This is a genomic window from Anoxybacillus sp. EFIL, from assembly GCF_013096955.1.
In the GTDB taxonomy this organism is placed as follows: Bacteria; Bacillota; Bacilli; order Bacillales; family Anoxybacillaceae; genus Anoxybacillus; species Anoxybacillus ayderensis.
The window spans coordinates 29,332-54,084 of the sequence record NZ_SDLH01000004.1; the positions used below are offsets into that span (position 1 = coordinate 29,332).

Here is a 24,753-nt window from a genome sequence, read left to right on the forward strand (position 1 = left end):
TCATCTCCTCCGCTTTGGAATAACAACGGTAAAAACTGTTCCTTTTCCTTGTTCTGTGTGATACGTAATATGGCCTTGCAACGCAGTTAACGATTTTTGAACTAAATCAAGCCCATAGCCACGGTTCATCCCCGATTTTGTGGAAAATCCTTTATTAAATATTTGGAACTCTAATCCATCTGGAATCCCTGCTCCTGTATCCTCGACCTCAATAATCAAATCCCCACCAAGATCGGTAAAAAATACGGTGACACGCTTTTCTTCTTGATCATTTTCTAATACTGCTTCCATTGCATTATCAATAATATTTCCGATAATCGTCACGAGATGGTCACGATCAATAGTGGATGGGACGTCACGAAAACTACTTTGCCGATCAATATCAAACGTAATTTTTAGTTCGCTTGCTCTGTTAAATTTTCCAATTAACAATCCTCCAATCACAGGATCGGGAATTTCTTTCATAACAAATCGGACAATATCTTGTTGGACATTTGTTTCTTTTGTAATGAGTTCTAGCGCTTCTTCATAAGATTCTAGCTGAATTAATCCAGAAATCACATAAAGTTTATTAGAAAACTCGTGCGTCTGCGCTCGAAGTGCTTCAGCGTAGCTTTTTACTTGGGACAACTCTTTTGCTAATCGGTAGAGTTCAGATTTATTACGAAACGTGGATACCGCCCCGATGACAGAGCCGTTTTTGTCGACAATGGGAATGCGATTAGCAATTACCGTTTGTTCCCCTATTTCCATTTCCACGTCGTATTCTGCTCTTCCCGTTTTCATCACGTCTAGCAGCCGTGAATGAGGAATAATGTGCAAAATATGCTTTCCTAAGACATGTTGTTCAGCTTCGTATCCTAACATCGACATTGCCGTCTTATTAACCATTGTCACAATTCCATCTTGATTAACTGCAATAAGCCCTTCACGAATTGCTTCTAATATCGCTTGTTTTTCTTGGTAAAGGAGCCCGATCTCTTTCGGTTCTAATCCGTGAATCGACTGTTTCACGGTTCGAGCAATAAGTATAGAACCAATCACCCCGAGCAATAGCGCAATAATCGAAAAAAGGAGAATTTTCTCCGTATACGCCCAAACGATTTTTTGTATATCTTCGAGCATAAACCCGACCGAAACAATCCCAATCACTTGACCATTGTCATCAAAAATCGGAGCTTTCCCGCGAATCGCTGGTCCAAGTGAACCAACCGCTTCTGAAATAATGGATTTCCCCTGAAGAACCGCTTCATTATCCCCACCAACCATTTTTTTCCCGATTCTCTCTTCCAATGGATGAGAATAACGAATTCCTTCTTTATTGCCCACCACGACATACTCTGCGCCTGTTTTCCGACGAATCATCTCAGCAAACGGCTGAATTTGTTTATGCGGCTCTTGTTGTTGAAAAGCATCTCTCACTAATGGAACAGCTGCTACACTTTCAGCTACATTCAATGCCCGCAACCCAATCTGTTCTCTTAAAGTGGAGGCTAGCATATGCTGAAAAAGCAGTGATAAAAATACAATGACGACAATAATTAATGAACAAATAATAATAATAAGCTTCGTTTGTAGTTTCATCGTACCACCCTTTAGAAAAAAGAGAAAGACCGACTGCCAAACGCAGTAAGTCTTTCGTTTTTACATATCTTCGTTTACAATGACCGATTTTCCTTTTAATTTCATCAAAAACGGGATAGCAATCCATAAAATCGCGGCGATTAGCAGAACAAATGAAATCGGTTTTTCAATAAATACAAAAAAATCACCGTTCGATGCTGTAAGTGCTCTTCTCATATTATTTTCAATCATCGGCCCTAATACAAGCCCTAATACGAGCGGTGCAAGTGGAAAGTCATGTGCAGCAAGCAAGTAGCCTAATACCCCAAAACCGAGCAACAGAAAAATGTCGAACGTTGTTACTTGGACAGCATACACACCGAAAATAGAAATAGTAATAATAAGTGGCAATAAATATTTAGGTGGTGTTTCAATAATTTTGGCAAATATTTTTACAAGTGGCATATTCAAAGTGAGAAGCATGACGTTTCCGATAAACATACTCGCAATTAATCCCCATGCCACATCTGGATGTTCATCAAAAAGTAAAGGACCAGGTTGAACGTTATACATCATTAATGCTCCCATTAATATCGCTGTCGTTCCCGAACCTGGAATTCCTAACGTTAAAAGAGGGATCATCGCTCCACCTGAAGCAGCGTTATTCGCAGATTCTGGCGCAGCAACCCCAGCGATTGTCCCTTTTCCAAATTTCTCAGGATGTTTACTTATTTTCTTTTCCAACATATAAGAGAAAAAAGAAGCTAACGTAGCTCCAGCCCCAGGCAATATCCCGACTAAAAAGCCAAGAAGGGATCCGCGAGCAATCGGACCGACACTTTCTTTTAATTCTTCTTTTGATGGAATAATTCTCCCAATTTTTGCAATACCACCATTATTTTGCTCGTTATAGAGAATGGCTTTAAACACTTCTCCAAGAGCGAAAAGTCCAACCGCAATGGTTAAAAATTCCAATCCTCCATAAAGAAATGAAATATTATACGTAAACCGTGCTACTCCTGATACACTATCAATCCCGATTGTTGAAAGCAATAATCCAAAGACCGTCATCATCCAAGCTTTCGTCATCGAATTTCCGGCAAGTCCACTGACTGCTGCCAACCCGAGAAGCATTAGCGAAAAATATTCTGCCGGTCCGAACTTTAGCGCTATGTTCGAAAGAGGTTTTGCCAACAATACAAGCGCAATTAGCGAAACTATCCCTGCTACAAACGAACCAATCGCAGCAATGGCTAACGCGGAGCCTGCCCTTCCTTGTTTCGCCATTTGATACCCATCAAGCGCCGTAACAACCGATGACGATTCCCCAGGTGTGTTTAACAAAATAGAAGTCGTGGAGCCTCCATACATAGCCCCATAATATACACCTGCAAGCAAAATAATCGAACTTGTTGCGGCCTGTGCCGGTTCAAACCCAGATGTCATGGAGGCTGTAACAGGAGTTAATAGCGCCACCCCACTCATCGGTCCTATTCCCGGCAAAACACCGACAGCCGTTCCAATCAGTACACCAAAAAAAGCAAAAAATAAATTATGCAACTGCAACGCCGTTTGAAAGCCATCAAGAAGAAATGTCACGCTCGTCCCCCCTACCTCAACCAAGTCGGCCAACTTGGCAGCGTCCCTTGCAACATCTCAACGTATAGTCCATACACTCCTAATGAAAAACAGGTGGCAATAATGATTGATTTCCAGAGCGAACCTCTTTCCATCGTCTGAAATCCGATGATAAGGAAGAGAAACGTAGTTATTACATATCCAATTGGTTCGAGTAATATAGCGTAAAGAATGGCGGAGATGAATATAATCCAAAACTTTTTATATTGTAGCCGTTGTTTTTCCCCACGAATTGATGGATACTGCATCGTTTCGAATAACAATTTAATGCTAAGCAATACAAGAATAAGCCCTAACAAAAACGGAAATACGTTTGGACCAACTACACTTCCATAAGCACTCTTTGAAATTCGTAAACTCTCTATCATAAACAGTACTCCTATTGCTAAAAACGTCAAAGCCGCAATACGATCAAATGTTTTGCTCATCGTCACACCTTCCTTTCGGTTGGGAAAAGAGGGAGAGAATTCTCCCCTTTTATTTATGCATGCCAAGCGACTTCAACATATCGCTAATCAATGCTTCTTGCTCTTGTAAAAACTTCGTAAATTCCTCTGCATTTTTGTAATCTGACTGCCATCCTTGCTTCTCTAGTTCTTGTTTCCACTGGTCACTATCTACCATTTTACGGAATGTTTCTTCCCAAAACTTTTTCGCATCAGCCGACATTTCTTTCGGTCCAAATACTCCCCGCCAAATTGTAAATTCTGCATCGAGGCCAAGTTCTTTCATCGTTGGGACGTCTTTTAAATCTCCGCCAAGACGCTCCGGCGCAGAAACAGCGAGTACTTTTACTTTTCCAGCTTTCACATACTCACCAACCGAGGAAGCATCTGTCGCAATAACATCTGCGTTTCCGCCAAGAAGAGCGGCAATGGCTTCCCCTCCCCCATCGTATGAAACGTATTTGACCTCTCGCGGGTCAATCCCTGATTTATAAATCGGAAGAATCGCCACTAAATGGTCCATTGAGCCTGGTGCCGATCCGCCAGCGATTGTGATAGACTTTGGATCTTTTTTAATTTCATCAAGCAACTGAGATAATGATTGGAATTTGGAGTCCGCTTTGACAACGATCGCGCCAAAATCTTTCGTCAATTGTGCAAGTGGGGTAGTATCTTTATAGCCAAACGGGCTATTTCCTTCTGCTTTTAAGTTGTTAATAATGATCGGCGGAGAATTTACAAATAGCTTATAATCATTTTTTGTATCTTGAGTGGCATACTCGGCCATAAACACTGCTCCGCCACCACCTGGTTTATTTTCCACCGTCATCGTTTGCTTCACTAAATTCGTTTCGCTTAATACTTTTGTAATCGCACGTGCTGTTAAATCCCATCCGCCACCGGCCCCCGAAGGTGCGACAAACACAATTGGTTTTGTCGGATAATCCGATTGCTTTTTAGATGTATTCGTTGCCGTATTCGTTTCTTTTGTTGCCGAATTTCCACAGGCGCTAAGAACTAGCACAACCATCCCAATGACCAACCAACTAACCCATTTTCTCACCATTTTCTTCCCCCTTTGTTTGATAACGTTTACATATTCGAAAGTAATTATAGCAATAATTTTCTGAAAAATAAGTTTTTGAAAATAAAAATAATTTTGTTCATTTTGTGCACGAAATACAAAATTATTTTATAGATTTGTATCTATCCATTATGTGTTTTCCAGATAAAAAAGCAACCGTAAGATTTATGGTTGCTTTTTTCTATAGTTTCTCTATAAAATGTTGTAAACAAACATATATCCATTCAATACAAAAAGAAGGTGAAAATATGAGCAATATCCCTGACTCTGACAAAATGTACTCTTATGATGACTGGAAAACATGGGACGGTCGCTGGGAACTCATAAATGGGAAAGCATACGATATGACACCTGCTCCCTCTTCAGAACATCAATTCGTAGTGGGAGAATTGTATTTTGCTTTACGTCATTTTTTTCAAAATAAACATTGTTATGTTTTTATGGCACCATTTGATGTATTTCTTAGCAAAAATGAAACGTACGAAAATCCCGATAACATTGTCCAACCTGATATCACAGTCATTTGCAATAAAAAACAAATTGTCAAAAAGGGATGTTATGGAGCACCTACACTCGTCGTCGAAGTATTGTCCCCTTCAACCGCTTTAAAAGACTACAATGAAAAATTTTATACTTATCAATACTATCGAATAAGCGAATACTGGATTGTTGATACGGCCAATAAAATGATTCATGTGTACCTTTTACAAGAAGATACGTATCAACGACATGCAACATACGGACAACAACACACGTTGCATTCAGCACAATTTAAAGAATTAAAGATTCCACTATATACTTTATTTGAATGGAACTAAAACGGCTCTTGTTTCAGACGACAAGAGCCAAAATTGTTCGATTGTGCACTCTTTACCGATTTCGGTTGAAAATAATAAGCTTTAACTCTGTCATTTCTTCGATTGCGTATCGAATACCTTCGCGCCCAAATCCGCTTTCTTTTACCCCGCCATATGGCATATGGTCGACACGAAACGTTGGAATGTCATTAATAAGCACCCCGCCGACATGTAGTTTCTCTGCCGCTTCCCATGCCGTATGAACATCGTCTGTATATATGCCTGCTTGCAACCCGTAGCGCGAATCGTTGACAAGCTCAATCGCTTCGTCGACAGATGAAACTTTATTAATCAACACAATCGGCGCAAACACTTCTTGGCATGATACCTTCAATGTTGGCGATGCGTCTAAAATGACTGTCGGCAACAAAATATTTCCTTGTCTCTCCCCACCAATTGCAACGGTAGCGCCTCCTTGTTTCGCTTCCTCGATCCATTGTAACGAACGCTCCACATCTTTTTCAGAAATAAGAGCCGAAACGTCTGTCTTCGGATCAAGCGGGTCACCAACTTTCAACTGCTTCACCGCTGCCACAAACTTTTCGACGAATTCTTTATACCGTTTTTCATGCACATAAATACGTTGCAAGGAAATACACACTTGCCCTTGAAACGAGAAAGCACCGACGACGCATCGCGGAATGATTCGATCAACGTCCACTTGTTCATCAATAATGACGGCTGAGTTTGACCCTAATTCTAGCGTCACACGTTTTAAGCCAGCTTTGTTGCGAATAGCGATTCCTACGTCAGGACTTCCTGTAAATGTGATCATGCGAACACGCGGATCTGTCACAATTTGATCGCCAACTGTTTTTCCGCTGCCTGTCACGACATTAAGTGCCCCTTTTGGCAATCCTGCTCGTTCAAACAACTCCGCGATAAAATACGCAGAAAGCGGCGTTTGGCTCGCAGGCTTCAATACGACCGTATTTCCAGATGCAATCGCAGGGCCTAGCTTATGCGCTACTAAATTCATCGGAAAATTAAACGGGGTAATCGCTCCAATCACTCCAATCGGCTCTCTGACCGTAAAAGCGACACGATGCTCCCCACCTGGCGCAGCATCAAGTGGAATCGTCTCCCCATGAATTCGCTTCGCCTCTTCCGCCGCAAATTTATACGTTTGAATCGTCCGCGCTACTTCCGCTTTGGCGATTGTGATTGGCTTTGCGGCTTCTTTCGCGATGATCGTAGCCGCTTCGTCCGCACGCTGTTGCAATAACGTCACGACTCTCTCTAAAATGGCCGCGCGTTCATGTGCAGGCATCTTCGCCATCGTTCGTCGCGCTTTATCCGCAGCCGCAATCGCCCGCTTCACATCTTGTTCTGTCGCAGTAGGAATGTGTGCCAATACTTCTCCATCATATGGCGCCAAAAGTTGAGTGTACGACTCTGCTTCTACCCATTCTCCGTTAATGTAAAGCTTCTTTTTTTCTATCATTGTTCTCCCGTTACGCAAAACTTACAAAACTCTACAAGAACCTTGTAGACATTTCTGTTTGCTTCCTTGTTCATCGCGCCCGATTTTGCCGAAGCTACTCTCGTTTGTTTGGCGCTCCGAAGGCTTGACTTCCCGTGTAACTCACGGTACAAACAGCTATGCAGGATATGTTGAAAGGTTGATACTTGCATTCCAATCTCTGTCCATTTCCATCCCGCAATGCTCGCATCGAAATACGCGGTCTGATAGCTTTATTTTCGGTTGAATATATCCGCACGAATGACACATCTTTGTTGATGGATACCACCGATCGGCTTCGACAAACTCGATCCCAAACCATTCGCATTTGTGTTTGATTTTTTGTTTCAACGTGTACAACCGTTGTTGTTGAATAGCCTTCGATAGATGGCGGTTTTTCATCATCCCACGAATATTTAAATGCTCCATGACGATCCGAGAAGGCTTGGTTCTCACCAACTCGTTCACCACTTGATTCTCGTAGTCCATGCGTTTATGTTCTAACCGAATTTGTATCTTCTGCATCTTCCTTTCGAGTTTTGCAATGTTGCGTGTTTTGACGTAACGGACTGCACCTCCTTTTTCTTGAATTTTGTTCATTTCATACTTTCTTGAGCATTTGCGCTGCAACCGACGCAAACGCTTTTCTAGTTTTTTGATTTCTTTCGTTCGATTTATGTTTGGGAATACCCGACCGTCCGAACAAACAGCTAAATCTTTTATTCCCACGTCGATTCCTAGCGTATGGCTGTTTAATGCGACAGATGGTTTTGGAACGTCATATCCTACGGACACATACCAATGCACACCGTCAAACGTGATACGAGGGTTGTAATACTTTGTATTCGTTGGAATTTTTCCTCGTTCGGATAGACGTACCCATCCGACTTTTTCGATATACATATGCGTATCACTAAATTTGATTTTTTCTGTGTCTTGGTAGAAAGATGGCTTGCTTCTCTTTTTGCTTTTGAATCTTGGCTTTTTTGTTTTTCCTTTAAAAAAGTCTTTATATGCTTTGCACGCATCTTTAATGGCTTGTTTGGTGATATTGTTGGAATAATCGTATAACCATTGATAATTGGGGTCGTTTTGTTTTAAAGCGGTGAGCTTTTTTCGTAAATCCCCGTCTTTGATGAATTTGCCACCGCTTTTATCATTGTTTTCTTGTTGTTCAAGCGTCCAATTGTACGCCCAACGAGCCACGCCTGCGGATCCAAATAATTTTGTTCGTTGCTTGTTGTTCGGCTCTAACCTCACTTTGATCGACCGAATCATCCTCAAGCCACTCCTTTATCATTTTCTTGGCTCGATTGGCTCTTTTCCCTTGAAGCTTACAACTAAAAACGGTGATAATCTGAACTAAATCTTCGACAAGTTCTTGTTCTTCTGTTTTATCCCAATTTCTTAACGTTTGTTGGCTTGTTCCGATAAGCTTCGCGAATTCGCCAATGCTGTAATATTTCAGTCACCTCTCTACATAAGTAATACCATGAAAATTTATTATTTATGTAGAGATTTTTATAAATAATTACAAAAATTATTTAACTGTCCTCTCCCCCCTTTCTCATCTCCCTCAATCAAAACGGCTCATAACAACGCTGAAGGATATACGCTCTTTATTTCTATTCTTTTTTACAATTTATAATCCTTCACAAGCTTTATGCTTTAACTAAAGCAAAAAAGCCCACTTCATCAAGTAGGCTATAATCGTTCATTCATTTGAAACAACGCAATGGCGCGTTGGCGTTGCAATGAATGGTCTACTGTCGGTGCAGGGTAATCGACTTTTATGTTACTTTTCCATGGCTCATGAATATGTGCCGAAGGGAAAGAAGCAAGTTCTGGTACATATGTGCGAATATATGTGCCGTCTGGGTCAAACTTTTTCGATTGTTCAATCGGGTTAAAGACGCGAAAATACGGTACAGCATCTGTCCCGACAGAAGCAGCCCATTGCCACCCCCCGATATTTGATGCTTCATCGTAATCGATTAACATATGTTGAAAGTATTGTTCGCCCATGCGCCAATCGATCAAATAATCTTTTGTTAAAAACGAGGCAACAACCATGCGCAGACGGTTGTGCATCCATCCTTCCTTTTTCAACTGGCGCATCCCTGCATCAACGAGTGGAAAACCTGTTTTTCCTTCTTTCCAAACTTCAAAGCGTTCATCATCACGCGACCATGGAAGATGACGATACTTTTCAATAAACGCTTCCGTTTTTGTAAACGGAAAATGCGCATAAATCATATGATAAAAATCGCGCCAAGCTAGCTCTTTTATATACGTTTCTATCGCTTCATCATATCCATTTCCAAATTGTTGCGCAACCGCATGAAAAACGGTGCGAATAGAAATCGTCCCAGTTCTTAAATGTGGAGATAAACGACTTGTCCCCGCAACGCCCGGAATATCTCGTTTCCGATGATAATGCGGAAGTGCCGTATCGATAAACTGCTGTAAAACATGTAAAGCGTCTTGTTCGCTCGTATGCTCCCAACGTTTCGTACATGACGCAAGCCACATCGTAAACGCACGCTCGTCATCTTCCGAAAGCGGCGTGATATGTAACATATGAGCACGTAACAAATCGATGTCTATTGAAAGCGGAAAACGCTTCGGGCGTTTTCGCCATGCGCGGTAATATGGTGTATATACTTTATAAGGCGTTCCATCTGCTTTTAGTACTTCAAATGCCCCATGCATATGCGCATCATCATATGTATACACTTCCACCTCATGCTTTTGTAACAACGCCTGAACGTAATCATCCCGCTCTTTTCCACGCCCAACTTCGTCTTGATTAAAAAAAATCGCACGCATATTTGTATGACGAATGAGGCGAGTAAATACTTGATCTGTGTCCCCATACAATACATGCATGTGAATGCCGTATTCACATAATGACTGACGAAAGTGCTCAACTGTTTGAAAAAAGTATTCATGATGATACGTTCGCTCTTTGGCGAAATAAGGGTCAAAATGAAGGAAAAAAAGAAGCTTTCCTTCCCTTTCTTTCGCCCACTGAAGCGCGTGAACGAGCGCTGTATGATCGTGCAATCGAAAATCTCGGCGAAACCAAACAACTGCTGTATGCATACATCTCATCCTTTCAAATATTACGTGTTTTTATTGTACAATATTTGTTTAATAATTGTATAATAAAAAGAAAAAGAAGGTGAACATATTGTACGATGTCATTGTTGTTGGAACAGGATTCGGAGGGATGACCGCAAGCGCGCTGCTTGCGAAAAAAGGATACCGCACACTCACGCTCGAAGCTGCAAGCGAACTCGGTGGATGTGCAGGAAAGTTCGAACGACAGTCGTTTCGTTTTCAAGCAGGCGCTACACTTGGGATGGGATTTGAAGAAGGCGGCGTATTTTCAAAACTATTTCATGAACTCGACATGTCTCCCCCTCCTGTTCATTTATTGGATACGATCATGGACGTACATTTTTCGGAACGAACGATTCGATATTACCAACAAAAAGAACGTTGGTTTGAAGAAATTGCCCGACAGTTTCCAAAAGATAGCGCAGCCATTGTTCGCTTTTTTGAAGAAATGTTTTCTCTGGCGGATGCGATGCTTTCTTTTGTATATAAACGACCGATCGTTCCTCCGAAAACGATTAAACATTTATTTCAAGCGATGCAAAAAGCAGATCGCAAGCTAATAAGCGCCACACCATTTTTGTTTCAATCGATTGCGAAACGACTGCAACATTATGGCATCCGTGACGAAACGTTCATTGCTTTTTTAAACGGCCAACTCGTTGATAGTGTGCAAACAACGATTGAGCGTTGTCCCGCTTTGCTTGGCGCCGTCGCCTTAAGCATATTTCATCGCGGAGCGTTTTACGTTGAGGGAGGGCTTTCAAACGTTGTTCATACGATCGCTGAACGTTATAAACAGCTTGGCGGAGAACTACGGATGCGTGGAAAAGTTGTGTCCATTCGCAAACAGCGTCATTGGCTTGTGACGACAAATCGAAAACAAACATATGAAGCGAAACACGTTGTATTTAACGGCTCTATCCATAGTATTTTCTCCATTTTAGACGATTCAATAAAACGCACATTTTCAATTCGTGAAGAAAAGGAAAAAAAACGCCCAGCTTGGGGAGCATTTACCATTTATATTGGAGCGGACGACGACTTACAGACAGATAGCCTATACCACCAATTTATCGTCGATCGAACAAAACCGATGAGTGAAGGAAATCAATTTTTATTGTCCGCTTCTGCACCGTTCGATCGACAAATGGCGCCTGTAGGAAAACGTTCCATAACGATTTCGACCCATACCGAACCACTTCATTGGTGGAATCGTCATGCGTATGATGAACAGAAAAAGATGCTGACAGAACAAATATTGCAACATGTAAACAAAACATTCCCATTAACGAATATACATGTTCAATTAGTCGGCACACCTGTGACATTTTCTCGCTTTACTCATCGGGCGTTCGGAAAGGTAGGGGGATATATTCCAAACGGTGTCTTCAGTTTATTGTCTACGTATTCACCGCAAACGAATGTCGAAGGGTTATGGCTTTGCGGAGACACGGTGTTTCCTGGCGCAGGCTCGCTCGGTTGCGCATTATCAGGATGGATTGTTGCGGATGGCATTTCAGCAAGCAAATAGCTCTATGCCCAACACATAGAGCTATTTCTTTTTTATTTCGATTGGCACAGATGTTTTTATTTTTATTGCCACTTTCGGATATGTTAACGCTTGAGTAACCATCGCATCCGGCGCTGGTTTTCGCTCTTTATAGGAGACGATCGCCTTCCCTTTTTCGTATCGCACATCAATAACTTCAACCCCATATCCGCCTGTCTTTCTTTCACCAAGATGAATGACAACATACGTGACACCATCTTGTTGAACGGTATACGTTTGAAATTGTTTATGCTGTTTTTCATACAACGCTCTCATGTGCTTTGGAAGCTGTTCTTCTGTAACAACTTCGTATGGGATTTGATCTCCTTCTTTATACGCATATTGTTTCTCTGCTTTCGATACACCACAAGCAGAAAGAAGAAAACTCATCAACATAACGATCCATTTTTTCATTTTCATATTCCCCCCTTTTTTTATATTATTGTATGCATAGAGCGCAATAAACAATGAAGATTTTAAAAAAGAGCCCCTAGGTAAAACAGGAGCTCCGAACATGACTCATTTACACGAACAGTTTTCTTTTTTCTTCTTCATTCATAAAGTGATATTTTTTCTCGACATACACTTGATGCCAAACCATGAAAGTAAGTACGGTCCATATTTTTCGGCTATGATCTGCTTTGTTTTGACGATGTTCCTCTAGCAGACGATACAATACGTCTTTATGGAATAGATAATCTGTTTCACTTTCTTTTATCGTACGTTTCGCCCAGTCATATATTTCATCTTTTAACCAGTGCCGAATGGGAACAGGAAAGCCTAGCTTTTTGCGATGTAAAACATGATCTGGAACAATCCCTTCTGCTGCTTTCCGCAAAATATACTTTGTCGTTTTATTTTTCACTTTCATTTCCGGAGCAATTTTTGCGGCGACTTCAAATACTTTTTTATCGAGGAAAGGAACGCGTAATTCTAAAGAATGTGCCATCGTCATTTTATCTGCCTTCAATAAAATATCGCCTCGCAACCATGTGTGAATATCAATATATTGCATCCGATTGATCGGAGGATATCCTTCTGTTTCATGGTAAAACGGCGCGGTAATGTTTGTGTATGCTATATGTTGATCGTATGCTTTCAGCAACTCCTTTTTTTCCTGTTCACTATACATTTTCGCATTGCCGATATAACGTTTTTCGATTGGGGTAATCCCGCGTTCAATAAAACTTTTTCCCTTTACTCCTTCTGGCAATACTTTTGCGATCATTGCTAAAATGGAGCGTATGAAATTCGGCATTCGTTCAAATATTTGTAAAGATTTTGGTTCGTGATAAATGTTATATCCCCCAAACAATTCATCTGCTCCTTCACCAGAAAGGACAACGGTTACGTATTTCCTCGCTTCTCTTGCTACGAAATAAAGTGGGACCGCAGCCGGATCTGCCAACGGATCGTCCATATGCCATATAATTTTCGGCAATTCCTCCACATATTCGTTTGGAGAAATGATGTAACTAATATTTTCAACCCCCAACTTTTCTGCCGTTTCTTTTGCTACATCAATTTCGTTAAATCCTTCTCTCTCAAATCCGACTGAAAATGTTTTGATATGCGGATGAAATTGTTTCGCAATAGCTACAATGAGCGAAGAATCGATTCCTCCTGACAAAAATGAACCGACCGGAACATCGCTGCGCATATGAATACTTACCGAATCAAACAACACTTGTTGGATTTCTTTGACAAGTTCACTTTCCGATTGATTCGTCGGATGAAATGTAGCCTTCCAATAGCGCTGGATGTTTAATTTCTCTCCTAGTTTTTTCTTCATATAATGTCCAGGTTCTAGCTTGCGAATGTGGGCGGACATCGTCAACGGCTCTGGAACATATTGAAAAGTTAAATAATGTTGCAAAGCTTCATGATTTAGTTCGTCGTGTTCAAGAGCATATAAAATACTTTTCTTTTCGGAAGCGACAAACAGATGATTTTCTTTTTCTACATAAAAAAATGGTTTAATTCCGAACGGGTCACGTGCTGCGAAAATTTCTTTTTCTTGTTTATCCCAAATAACAAATACAAACATGCCACGAAGTTTATTCACTACGTTTTCCTTTTCAATACTATATAAAGCAACGATCACTTCTGTATCAGAATGGGTAGAAAACGTACACCCTTTCTTGATTAATTCGTCACGCAACTCGACGTAGTTGTAAATTTCTCCGTTAAATATAATCCAATATCTTCCATTTTCATAACATAGCGGCTGATGTCCATTTTCAAGATCAATAATGCTTAACCGCCGAAACCCAAAACTGACGTATTCATCAAAAAAATAGCCATGATCATCAGGGCCACGATGAGTGATCAGATCGTTCATATATCGGAACGTTTCTTTCCAGTTACTATTTATCTCTTTCGGGACATCAGAAATATAGCCAACAAAACCACACATCCTACAGTTGCCTCCATCTAGTCGTCATTTTACACATTGGAATGATTGAGGGTGAAGAAACACCTATATTTGCTATTGGATTGAAACAATAAAATGATGAACAAAAACTCTCATTCATACAAAAGACTATACCATAAATTTTGCCCGCTGTCTTGATAAGCTTTTCTCCATACATTTTGCACATTTCTTTTTTATGATGATGTTACGATACAAGTTTATGGAGGGAAAGCGATGAAGAAATTATGGTTAGGAACCGTATTGGTAGGAGTCATTGCGCTGAGTGCAGCTTGCTCTAATTCGATGCAAGGACACGATATGTCCAACATGCATACGAAAAAAGAAACAACTTCCAATAAAGAGAATTTGCCTTTGGCAAATGATACAGAGGCGCTATCCGGAAAAGAGATTCACCTGACGGCAAAGGAAACGTTATTGCAAATCAACGATCAAGTCAAGCTCCCAGTATACACGTATAATGGATCTGTACCAGGAGCGCAAATTCGTGTAAAGCAAGGAGAGCGAGTAAAAATTGTTTTTAAAAATGAATTGCCTGAACCGACCGCTATTCATTGGCACGGCTATCCTGTCCCTAATGATCAAGATGGTGTGCCTGGGGTGACAATGGATGCCATTAAACCAGGAGAAACGTTTACGTACGAATTTACAGCCACTATACCTGGAACGTACTGGTACCATTCGCATCAAAAAAGTGCCGAGCAAGTGGACAAAGGATTATACGGTACATTGATCGTTGAACCAAAAGAAGGAGAACAAGTCGATCGAGATTACACGCTCGTATTAGATGAATGGATGAGCCAACAACAAGCATCAACGACTGAACAATCCAATCATACAAATATGCATCACGGCAATAGCTCAATGATGCACGATATGAGTATGTACGATATTTTCACGATTAACGGAAAAAGCGGTCAAGCGATTGAACCACTGAAAGTGAAAAAAGGCGAAAAAGTGCGGCTTCGCCTCATCAACGCAGGGTACATGTCTCATAAACTCCATTTGCATGGACATTCGTTTAAAATTGTCGCAACAGACGGGCAGCCATTAAACGATCCGCAACCAATCAAAGATGAACTGTTGAATATTGCTCCGGGTGAGCGTTATGATATTGAGTTTATCGCCGATAATCCGGGAGAATGGTTATTAGAATGCCATGGAGATATGAAAGGTACTGATGGCATGAAAGTAAACATTCAATACGAAGGCCAAACAAACAAGACGGACAAAACAAATGCTAAAGAAACACTTCCTATTGTCGATATCACAACGTACGGAAAATACAAAACAGGGCCATTTACGCTAGACCAAACGTACGATGTAGAGTACACAATGGATTTAGGAACGGCTATGGACAAAAATGGGATGGTGTTCACGATCAATGGAAAAACGTATCCTAACACAGCGCCAATCAACGTGAAAAAAGGCGATATTGTCAAAGTAAAACTAGTGAACAGCTCACCGATGGATGTTCATCCAATGCATTTACACGGCCATTTCTTCCAAGTATTAAGCAAAAACGGGAAGCCAGTCACAGGCTCTCCATTGATCAAAGATTCGTTGAATATAAACCCTGGAGAAGAATATGTCGTCGCATTTCAAGCAGACAATCCGGGAAATTGGATGTTCCATTGCCATGACTTACATCACGCTTCAGCAGGAATGGTCACAGAATTAAAATACAAAGACTACAAATCAAGCTATACGCCAGATCCGAACGATACAACGAATAAAGGGGAGTAAGAAAAGGCGCCCTCTCCAAATAAAAAGACTGGAGGGGGCTTTTAACATGCATAACATTTGAAGTTTAATTTTTGTTTAACAACTGTTCAACATGCTGTTTTAGCTCAGGAATCTTATTTCGAACAACATCCCAAACAATTCGGTAATTAATGGAGAAATAACCATGGATCATCATATCCCTCATGCCAGCCATCTTTCTCCATTCGATATGTGGGGATGCCTGTCTAATTTCGTCTGGAATGTTTTTTGCTGCTTCACCGATTACTAATATGTTTTTAATGACCGCATCTGATATTAAATCATTATCTAGAAAGTCATCATAAGAAAGCCCTTGGGTGTACTTCTCAATTTTTTCTGCAGCAGCCAGAATATCTTGTAAAAAAACGCTAGGCTCTCTCTGCATACTTAGCACTCCCTAAAATAGTTGACATTAATGAAGGCTTAATATCATCGATAATGACTAAATCTACTTTTTTTTGAAAATGATCTTCCAAACTAAGTTTTAGGTCCATATAATTATCAAACGTCATCGCATCATCTGTAAATTCTACTAACACATCAATATCACTTGATTCTCTTTGTTCCCCTCGACTGTAAGAACCAAATATCCCAATTCGCTTTACACCATACTTTTTACTCCACATATCTAAATTTTTAGACATTTCATTGAGTATGTGTTGTTTTGATAACAAATGAATCACCTCCATTTTCTCCGTATCTGCTATTTTCATTATAACATCTCGGCTTTTCATTATTCTTCGTGAAAAAGAAAAAACTTTCGCTACTGAAAAAAGGTATTCCTTCGACATAGGAATACCCTTTCTCTTCCTTATTTCACATCATATCCTTGCTCTTCAATCGCTTCTTTTAGTTTTTCTACGCTTACTTTTGTTTCATCATAATCTACATCGACTGTACCTTCTTGCAAATGTACTTCGACGCGGCTGACGCCATCTAACGTTTGAAGTGCATTTGTCACCGCCGCTTTGCAATGTCCGCATGTCATTCCTTGTACTTGTAATGTAATCGTCATCATCTATTCCTCCCTAGTTTATATTTTCACACGCTTCAAACGAAGCGCGTTTGTCACAACAGATACAGAGCTAAATGCCATCGCTGCCCCAGCGATCCACGGTTGTAATAGACCAGCCGCTGCGACTGGAATACCAACGCTATTATAAAATAATGCCCAAAACAAGTTTTGCCGAATGTTGCGCATCGTTTGTCGGCTCAGTTCAATCGCTTTTGGAATATGCAGCAAATCGCCACCAACAAGCGTCACATCCGCCGTCTCGATCGCGACATCTGCGCCTGTGCCAATCGCCATTCCAATATCCGCTTTCGCCAGAGCTGGAGCGTCGTTAATGCCGTCGCCGACCATCGCGACTCGTTTTCCTTGTTTTTGCAAATCCTCAACGATGTTCGCTTTATCTTCTGGCAGCACTTCTGAGTATACGTGTTCAATGCCGACTTGTTTCGCAATTGCTTCGGCTGTTCGTTTATTGTCTCCCGTTACCATGTACACGTCGATTCCCATTTGTTTTAATGTCGCAATGGCTTGTTTCGACGTTTCCTTGATCGTGTCTGCAACGGCAATCATCCCGGCAAGCTGTCCGTCAATAGCAACGAGCATGACCGTTTTTCCTTCATTTTCAAGCTTTATCATTTGTTCCTCATGTTCGGCAATATCGACCGCACGTTCGTTCATTAACTTGCGCGTACCGATGAGCACGTGCTTTTCGTTCACCGTTGCTTCAATTCCATGTCCAACGAGCGCAGAAAAATGCGTCAACGGTTGCGCGACAATTCCGTTTGCTTTTCCATACGCCACAATCGCTTGCGCTAACGGATGTTCCGAAGCGCTCTCGGCGGAAACGGCATAGTCAAGCATATGTTCTTGGAACGACAACACATCTGTCACTTCTGGTTTTCCTTTTGTCACTGTTCCTGTTTTATCAAGTAAGACCGCGTTGATTTTATGCGTTCCTTCTAGGTACTCACCCCCTTTAAAAAGAATGCCATGTTCTGCACCTTTGCCTGTACCGACCATAATCGATGTTGGCGTGGCAAGACCGAGCGCACACGGACACGCAATAACGAGAACGGCAATAGCGACTTCGAGCGCTTTTGGTAAATCGTTTGGCGCAACAAAGAAGTACCATATAATGAATGCAACGACAGCAATCCCGACAACAATTGGGACAAAAATGCCGGAAATCGTATCCGCCATTCGCTGAATCGGTGCTTTCGATCCTTGCGCCTCTTCAACGATTTTAATGATATTGGCAAGTGCAGTATCTTTTCCAACTTTTTCTGCACGAATAGTTAGTACACCATTTGTATTAATCGTTGCCCCGATGACAAAGTCGCCTTCCTTTTTATCCACTGGAATGGATTCCCCCGTAATCATCGATTCGTCAACGGAAGAAGATCCAGCAATGACCGTACCGTCTACTGGAATTTTTTCTCCCGGTTTAACAACGATCGTATCGCCAATCACCACTTCCTCGAGCGGAACTTTTATTTCTTTCCCATGTCGAATGACAGTCGCTTCTTTTGCCTGCAGGCTAAGTAGCTTTGAAATCGCTTCGGTTGTTCGCCCTTTCGCAAGCGCCTCAAAATATTTGCCGACAAGCACAAGCGTAATTAAAACAGCGCTCGTTTCAAAATACAATCTTGGCATATATGCAGGATTCCCAAGCGCCCGAAAAGCTTCGTACAAGCTGTAAAAGTATGCAGCTGATGTTCCAAGCGCCACGAGGACGTCCATGTTCGCGCTCTTGTTTCGTAACGCCCGGTACGCCCCGACATAGAAAGGACCGCCGATGTAGAACTGAACCGGTGTCGCTAAAAGAAGCTGGAACCACGGATTCATCAAGAGATGCGGCATCGGCAAGCCGATATGAAACGGCATATGGGCAACCATCGTATAAAGCAAAGGCAACGATAAAATGATGGAAATAACGAGTTGCCGTTGTTTTTGTTTAAGCCGCTCTTCTTTCCGACCAGCATCGTCTTGTTCCTCGGTGCGAATTTGCCCTTTATACCCAAGCTTTTTAATTTTCTCTAAAATGTCTTCGACAGATGTAACGCCTTCTTTATATTCGACCACCGCACTGTTTGTCGCCAAGTTTACCGTAGCGCTTGTCACACCCTCCAGCCGATGCAACCCTTTTTCAATCCGTGTCGCACATGCTGCGCATGTCATCCCTTCAATATCTAGCGTCACTTTTTCTGTCGCAACGCCATATCCTAACTTTTCAATTTTTGCTTCAATGTCTGCAATGGTATATTTATTCGGGTCGTATTGAACGGTCGCTTTTTCCATCGTTAAATTGACCGTTGCTTCTACACCGTCCATTTTATTCAACACTTTTTCAATGCGGGCAGAACAGGCGGCACATGTCATGCCGGTCACTTTTAGTGTCACCGTTCGCATCCATTTCCCTCCCTTACTTTGAAAATTGCTTAATGACATCCATTAGCTCACGAATGGATTCTTCTCCGCTTCCTTCGCGGATCGCTTTCGACACACAATGGCTGACATGGCGTTCTAACAAGTTCAATCCTACTTTATTTAACGCTGCCGTAATTGCAGAAATTTGCACTAAAATATCGATGCAATACCGATTGTCTTCGACCATCTTTTGCACGCCGCGCACTTGTCCTTCAATCCGTTTTAAGCGATTCACAATTTTTTCAATTTCTTCTTCCGTGCGCGGAACCATTTTTTTATCCATATTGTGATCTTCACAATGACTCATCAAATATCACCTCTTCAATTACATTATACCGGTAATGGGTATATAAAGCAATGGAAGTGTTGACAACATTATTATCGTCAACGTTTTCCCATGGTCTATTCACTTTTGGTAGATTTTTTGTGAAACAAAAATTCCGTAAACAGAGACCTTTCTCAACGAATCGAACTAACGGACAAATAGACTCAACTCTTTGTGGTTCTAGGGCCGGAGCCTCCTCCGAATATTCTAGGCATCCATCCTCGCACCTAGATACACGCCCGAAGTATGCTCAAATGCCTCTCGTCCCTTTTATATCAACGGATGAGAGACATTTGGTTTGCCTAGTCACTGTCGAACTCAAGCATGACAATCAAAACAAAAAGAAAACCACCTCTTTTATAAGGTGGTCTTTGGTTCACGGCGGATATATTTTTCTTTCAGGTTCAAAGCTTTCACAAAAGTTTCAACTGATCTCGTCACAGTAGCAGGTCCGATTGTCCTTTGTGTTCTTCTAAATGTTTGAAGATCTCTTGCACCATATACTCCAATGCTTGCTTCTGGTGTTTTAGAACGAATGTATTTGTAGGCTATTTTAGCCTCTTTTGTTGACGGTAATTCCAGAATAACCGATTTATCATCCGCAGCAGAAATAATATAAACTTTGCTCATTTTTCATTTCCCTCACTTATACGTGAATTATACCCGACTGATACCTAACTTTACTCATTTTAATATTGGTCAACGTCATCAATATCTTCATCGTTTTCATGTAAATATTTGTTTGAAAATGCTTGTTCATAAATATAGTCTACATATGACTTAATTGCAACTTCATCACTATTAGGAAATATTGGAACACTTTCAAGCCACTTACTCAAATCCAACGCATATTGATTTAATTGATCATTATCCATTTTGTATATTTGTTCATGTAAATATTCATTCAATAATGCATGTGTTCTTGTCCAAAATTGAATTTCAATAGGGAAAACATAATTATTTGGTCTTACATAAACGTGAATAGCTTTATACCCATCATCATAGGTTTTCCCTAATGTTTGATCAACAATGTTGCATGCATCTTGTCCATACGGACAACATGTTACAAATTCATGAACTATCTGTTTCAACTCTGTAGTCTCTGCTTTAATAATAAATCGCATTCCTAAAATGTCGTTTGCAATTTTGTAGAGCTGTTTTGTCAATTGATTACGTTCTAATTTCAGCTTTATTGATGCAGGATCCTTGTAACGGTAAGTAAAGTCAATTTCAGGAATATGTTTAATTAATTCAACGATTTTATCTGGATATTCTGCTGTATTTAAATAATAATCTTCTACCTTATTTTTTAGTTCCTCAAAAAGTTCTTCATCAAAACCTTTGTATCTGCGAGAAGTCTTGATTTCCGGTCCATGTTCAATAATTTTTTCTATAATTCCCCAAATTCCTTCATACGGCAACATAAAATTTCCCCTGCCAGATAAAAAATCTTAACTACTAATAGCATAACGTGATTAACGTATGTTGTAAATTATCATTACAGAGAGAGAGTCCTTTTTGCATGAAATTTGCTTTTTCTATCGCGCTTCGCTTGGTGGCTTTGATGTCCCTTCTCATCGTATTCGCTCAACAGATTTCCTACGGCATCATAGTTCTTTTTCGTGACATGCCCGGCTTCATCTGTTTCTTCCTCCCCATAGTTGCCATTGGCATCATGCTTGTTTTTCGTGACGACGTTGCCTTCCATCAAACGAATGGCGTCAAAACAGACCGTTCCTGTGTAGTTTCCGCGGAACATAGCGGATACGTCCACTTTGTCAATCGGCTTAAACGGATGGATCGAAATGGCCGCACGGTTCCAATCTTGCGTACCGATCGGAAAATCAGCCGTATACGTTTGAGTCGTTCCGTCTACAAAATACACTTTCGCGGTAATGGAATAATCGCTTGCACTCACGGTACCGTTGGCTTTGACATCCTATCACGGTCGACTCTCCTTTGTACGATGTTCATAGAAACATTTAGAAAATATATGGAAGTTACCCCTTTTTTTGAGCAATTCTTTTCCAAGTAAACATCAATAAAAAAGCAGATATAAGCGCCAGTATCACTTTCCCTTGCCATGTCCAGTTCATCACTTGATACACCGAATATGCCTCTAACAAAAGTGCTGGAAGCTTTCCAAGCGAGCTGGCGACCAGAAAAAGAAGGAGTGACATGCGCCCAATCGCTGACACAAACGTCACAAGTCCTGACGGAACAAAAGGAAGAAGACGCAAAGATAAAACGAGCGAAAAGGCTTCTACCCCTTCTGCCGCAAGCAAACGTTTGACTTTCGGATAGGAAAACCATTTCGTTTCCGAAAGTTTGCGAAATCCTTTTCGATATAAAACGAAAGAAACAATCGCCCCAACCGCTTCCCCTACAAACGATACAAAAGTGCCTTTCCAAAAACCGAATACCGCCAAGTTAGCCGCAGTGAGAAAGACGCTCGGTACCACGCCTAAAATACTGATCACAATATTGATCGCAATACTGATGAGATAAGCAACGCTTTCATATGTATGAAATAGTGTAATGAGCTTCTCTTCCATTTCTTTTTACCTTATCCCCCCCATTTATATCCTACACCCCAAACGGTCTGCAAAAATTCATCGATTGGAAAACCAGCTTGGCGGAGCTTTTCGCGAATATTTTTCACATGCGAATCAATTGTCCGTTCTTCTGTATTGGCGTTATACCCCCATAATGTCACGATCAGCTGTTCGCGGCTAAATACGCGGTTTGGATTTTTGAGAAAAAGCCCTAACATGGCAAACTCTTTTGGCGTGAGAAAAATATCGTGCCCGACATATTGGGCTTTATGTTGCGCTTCATCCCAAACTAAGCCGTGAAACTCGAGTTTCGTTTGTTTTCCTACAGAACGACGCAATACCGCCTCCATTCTTGCAAGCAATTCGGATTCGTCAAACGGTTTTGTAATATAATCGTCTGCGCCGATTTTTAGTCCTTGGACAACATCTGTCGTCGCATCTCTTGCGGTGACCATAATAATCGGGACGTTTGAAAACTTACGGATTTGTTTGCACGTTTCCCATCCGTCCATCTCTGGCATCATCACATCAAGCAACACAATGTCTACTTCATCATTTTCTAAATAGCGAACAGCGGACTGCCCTGACTCGCATTTCACACAACGATACCCGTTTGGGATTAAATACAGCTCCAATAAATCCAACATTCGTTTTTCGTCATCAACCAGTAAAACGGTATACACCTTCATTCACTCCTCGGCAACGTAATGATCATGCTTGTCCCTTTTCCAAATTGACTTATCGCATGAATCGAACCGCCGTGCGCTTCGACAATTTCTTTGGCAATCGCCAGACCTAACCCTGTACCCCCGCCTGTTCTCGATCTTGATTTATCCACTCGGTAAAACCGTTCAAAAATATGTGGCAAATCTTTTTCAGGGATGCCGATTCCTTCATCAGAAATGATGAGGATGACGTTCTTTTTCTCTGTTTTCACATCAATAGAAACAGTAGAACCTTGATGAGAATATTTTAACGCATTGTCCAAAAGATTCATCATCACTTGTTCAAACCGCTGTTGATCGATATGGACGGTAACGTTTGCATCACAGTGATAGACAAGCGACATATTTTTTGTCTGAAATGCAGGATACATTTTTTCGTATATTTTTTTCAAAAAAAGGCATAGTGGAGTTCGCTCTTTCTTAATTTGAAACGAATGTTGATCCATTTTCGCGAGCTCAAACAAGTCTTTCACTAATTTTTGCATATGCTCTGCTTCTTCATAAATAATGGACAAATATTTCGCTCGTTCCTCTTCAGCAATATTCGGTCTGCGCGCAACGTCCGCATATCCTTTCACATATGTGAGCGGGGTGCGCAGTTCATGCGAAATGCTCGCTAAAAATTCGTTTCGTTCTTTTTTCAAATATTCCAAATCGGTCGCAAGTGTTTGGATCGCTTTTCCGAGTTGCGCTAGCTCGTCCTCCCCTTTCACTTGCAGGCGGACAGAAAAATCCCCCTTGCTTAGTTTCTCGGTCGCTTGTTTCATGCGAATAAGTGGAATCGTAATGACTCTTGATAAGAAAAAAATCGTCAAAATCGTCAAAAAGACGGAAACAATGCCGACAACGAGAAAATGATATTTTAATTTAGCAATCATATTTTGAATAGAAGCCGTCCGCTGAAACATATATACATATCCTTTTATCTTGCCGTCCATCCGAATCGGGCTAGCGGTGGCAATATACGATTCGTTTTTCCAGTTTTTTTGCACCACCATTCCACTATGAGGAATGTGAAGGGTATCAGTATAAGGAATGAGTTTTTTCGCAAACGGCAAAATGTGATCGGAAAAATATAAAATATTCCCTTTCGCATCTGTAATGACGACATCCGTTTCCGCTTCCGACTCCATCATGACGACATGTTCTAACGTCACTTCATCGTAATGACTTTCTAATACCGCTCGATGATTGTTCCCTCTTGCGAGCAATTGTTCAAACTCTTCGTCAACCTTCGCATGAACAAGCGTCACATATAAAGCCACAAATAAAACTGTTTCAATCCCTAACACAAAGACAAAAAATAATAGCCCTAACTTAAATGAAAGCTTTCGCACAAACAATTCCTTCCCTTACTGGCGTTTTTCTTCATTATAGCAGAAAAAATATGGAGAAAATGTGGAGGGACGATATGCACCTGTGGAGTTGTGATAGAGGACTAGCATGATCGCTCCAATATTTGCATCGATTATTTCTATATTTATCCAATACGTTTTTATCGCTGTGTCCTTTTCATCACCGCAAAAAGTTTGATATCCGTGAACTTATGAAGATTGTGTAAATAAAATTCATAAAATTATAAAAATAACACATATGGATCGCATCGTTATTTTTCAACTACTGCGAGGCAAGCCATAGGCTTGCCTCGGTGATCGAAAAAAGTACGTTAAACTCCTCAGTTGTATCTATACTGAAAATACCCGAACTCCAAAATGCGTAAAGTTGTAGCATTCAACATAGGGACATTTTCATCCTTCCGATGATGACGAAAATGTTTCGTCATGGAAGTCTA

General features: G+C 41.0%; 23 protein-coding genes and 1 pseudogene. 3 read left to right on the forward strand and 21 right to left on the reverse strand.

Annotation, left to right across the window (positions count from 1 at the left end; genetic code table 11):
• Genes ES017_RS07825 through ES017_RS07840 form a run of 4 tightly spaced genes read right to left on the reverse strand, consistent with a single transcriptional unit; the run spans position 1 to position 4,713 of the window.
• Complete coding sequence (locus ES017_RS07825; protein ID WP_021095973.1) at positions 1-1,584, reverse strand: ATP-binding protein; 1,584 nt, start codon at positions 1,582-1,584, stop codon at positions 1-3.
• A 60-nt stretch (positions 1,585-1,644) separates the two neighbouring features.
• Positions 1,645-3,162 (reverse strand): tripartite tricarboxylate transporter permease, encoded by a 1,518-nt coding sequence (locus ES017_RS07830; RefSeq protein ID WP_368737190.1) that lies wholly within the window; start codon positions 3,160-3,162, stop codon positions 1,645-1,647.
• A gap of 11 nt (positions 3,163-3,173) precedes the next feature.
• Positions 3,174-3,629: a tripartite tricarboxylate transporter TctB family protein gene (locus ES017_RS07835; RefSeq protein ID WP_021095975.1), complete on the reverse strand. Its 456-nt coding sequence runs from the start codon at positions 3,627-3,629 to the stop codon at positions 3,174-3,176.
• Between the two features lie 49 nt (positions 3,630-3,678).
• The gene (locus ES017_RS07840; protein WP_021095976.1) at positions 3,679-4,713 is read right to left on the reverse strand and encodes a tripartite tricarboxylate transporter substrate binding protein; all 1,035 of its coding nucleotides are present in this window, start codon (positions 4,711-4,713) and stop codon (positions 3,679-3,681) included.
• 266 nt (positions 4,714-4,979) lie between these two features.
• Between ES017_RS07840 and ES017_RS07845 the strand changes: the two genes are divergently transcribed.
• The gene (locus ES017_RS07845) at positions 4,980-5,549 is read left to right on the forward strand and encodes a Uma2 family endonuclease (RefSeq protein WP_021095977.1); all 570 of its coding nucleotides are present in this window, start codon (positions 4,980-4,982) and stop codon (positions 5,547-5,549) included.
• Positions 5,550-5,601: 52 nt separating this feature from the next.
• Here ES017_RS07845 and ES017_RS07850 read toward each other — a convergent pair whose 3' ends face one another.
• From ES017_RS07850 to ES017_RS07860, 4 genes and pseudogenes are all read right to left on the reverse strand, one after another.
• Positions 5,602-7,032 carry an aldehyde dehydrogenase family protein gene (locus ES017_RS07850; protein WP_042536201.1) on the reverse strand — a complete coding sequence of 477 codons (1,431 nt, stop codon included), beginning with the start codon at positions 7,030-7,032 and terminating at the stop codon, positions 5,602-5,604.
• 156 nt (positions 7,033-7,188) lie between these two features.
• Complete coding sequence (locus ES017_RS07855; RefSeq protein WP_021095979.1) at positions 7,189-8,328, reverse strand: RNA-guided endonuclease InsQ/TnpB family protein; 1,140 nt, start codon at positions 8,326-8,328, stop codon at positions 7,189-7,191.
• A pseudogene (locus ES017_RS16265) lies at positions 8,225-8,449 on the reverse strand (hypothetical protein); the annotation flags it as partial. The gene ES017_RS07855 and the pseudogene ES017_RS16265, both read right to left, overlap by 104 nt.
• Positions 8,450-8,754: 305 nt before the next feature.
• Positions 8,755-10,164 carry a cryptochrome/photolyase family protein gene (locus tag ES017_RS07860; protein ID WP_052481263.1) on the reverse strand — a complete coding sequence of 470 codons (1,410 nt, stop codon included), beginning with the start codon at positions 10,162-10,164 and terminating at the stop codon, positions 8,755-8,757.
• A gap of 70 nt (positions 10,165-10,234) precedes the next feature.
• On the opposite strand from ES017_RS07860, the gene ES017_RS07865 reads away from it, so the two are divergent.
• A complete protein-coding gene (locus ES017_RS07865; protein WP_235045466.1) occupies positions 10,235-11,704 on the forward strand; it encodes a phytoene desaturase family protein in 1,470 nt (489 codons plus the stop codon).
• Positions 11,705-11,725: 21 nt separating this feature from the next.
• Here the strand turns inward: ES017_RS07865 and ES017_RS07870 are convergent, their stop codons facing one another.
• Complete coding sequence (locus ES017_RS07870; RefSeq protein ID WP_021095982.1) at positions 11,726-12,136, reverse strand: protease complex subunit PrcB family protein; 411 nt, start codon at positions 12,134-12,136, stop codon at positions 11,726-11,728.
• 109 nt (positions 12,137-12,245) lie between these two features.
• Positions 12,246-14,138, reverse strand: coding sequence for an asparagine synthase (glutamine-hydrolyzing) (gene asnB, locus ES017_RS07875; RefSeq protein ID WP_042536208.1), 1,893 nt, complete (start codon positions 14,136-14,138; stop codon positions 12,246-12,248).
• A gap of 231 nt (positions 14,139-14,369) precedes the next feature.
• Here asnB and ES017_RS07880 point away from each other — a divergent pair, with 231 nt between their 5' ends.
• On the forward strand, positions 14,370-15,899 hold the full coding sequence (locus ES017_RS07880) for a multicopper oxidase family protein (protein ID WP_021095629.1): 1,530 nt from the start codon (positions 14,370-14,372) through the stop codon (positions 15,897-15,899).
• Positions 15,900-15,963: 64 nt separating this feature from the next.
• On the opposite strand, the gene ES017_RS07885 is transcribed toward ES017_RS07880, so the two are convergent.
• From ES017_RS07885 to ES017_RS07935, 11 genes are all read right to left on the reverse strand, one after another.
• Positions 15,964-16,302: a HepT-like ribonuclease domain-containing protein gene (locus ES017_RS07885; protein ID WP_021095628.1), complete on the reverse strand. Its 339-nt coding sequence runs from the start codon at positions 16,300-16,302 to the stop codon at positions 15,964-15,966.
• Entirely contained in the window at positions 16,286-16,606 is a 321-nt protein-coding gene (locus ES017_RS07890) for a nucleotidyltransferase family protein (RefSeq protein WP_035063457.1), read from the reverse strand. Before ES017_RS07890 ends, ES017_RS07885 begins: the two co-directional genes overlap by 17 nt.
• 122 nt (positions 16,607-16,728) lie before the next feature.
• A complete protein-coding gene (gene copZ, locus ES017_RS07895; protein WP_035019187.1) occupies positions 16,729-16,932 on the reverse strand; it encodes a copper chaperone CopZ in 204 nt (67 codons plus the stop codon).
• 18 nt (positions 16,933-16,950) lie between these two features.
• Entirely contained in the window at positions 16,951-19,338 is a 2,388-nt protein-coding gene (locus tag ES017_RS07900) for a heavy metal translocating P-type ATPase (protein WP_171334978.1), read from the reverse strand.
• Positions 19,339-19,351: 13 nt separating this feature from the next.
• Positions 19,352-19,663 carry a metal-sensing transcriptional repressor gene (locus ES017_RS07905; protein ID WP_042535375.1) on the reverse strand — a complete coding sequence of 104 codons (312 nt, stop codon included), beginning with the start codon at positions 19,661-19,663 and terminating at the stop codon, positions 19,352-19,354.
• A 375-nt stretch (positions 19,664-20,038) separates the two neighbouring features.
• Positions 20,039-20,311: a hypothetical protein gene (locus ES017_RS07910; RefSeq protein WP_021095624.1), complete on the reverse strand. Its 273-nt coding sequence runs from the start codon at positions 20,309-20,311 to the stop codon at positions 20,039-20,041.
• Positions 20,312-20,370: 59 nt separating this feature from the next.
• Positions 20,371-21,105 carry a nucleotidyltransferase family protein gene (locus ES017_RS07915; protein ID WP_042535377.1) on the reverse strand — a complete coding sequence of 245 codons (735 nt, stop codon included), beginning with the start codon at positions 21,103-21,105 and terminating at the stop codon, positions 20,371-20,373.
• Between the two features lie 74 nt (positions 21,106-21,179).
• Positions 21,180-21,599, reverse strand: coding sequence for a hypothetical protein (locus tag ES017_RS07920; RefSeq protein WP_035063652.1), 420 nt, complete (start codon positions 21,597-21,599; stop codon positions 21,180-21,182).
• Between the two features lie 82 nt (positions 21,600-21,681).
• Positions 21,682-22,236 carry a TVP38/TMEM64 family protein gene (locus tag ES017_RS07925; RefSeq protein WP_021096079.1) on the reverse strand — a complete coding sequence of 185 codons (555 nt, stop codon included), beginning with the start codon at positions 22,234-22,236 and terminating at the stop codon, positions 21,682-21,684.
• An 11-nt stretch (positions 22,237-22,247) separates the two neighbouring features.
• Positions 22,248-22,919, reverse strand: coding sequence for a response regulator transcription factor (locus ES017_RS07930; RefSeq protein WP_042535379.1), 672 nt, complete (start codon positions 22,917-22,919; stop codon positions 22,248-22,250).
• A gap of 2 nt (positions 22,920-22,921) precedes the next feature.
• Positions 22,922-24,298 (reverse strand): sensor histidine kinase, encoded by a 1,377-nt coding sequence (locus tag ES017_RS07935; RefSeq protein ID WP_171334979.1) that lies wholly within the window; start codon positions 24,296-24,298, stop codon positions 22,922-22,924.
• Positions 24,299-24,753: the final 455 nt, after the last annotated feature.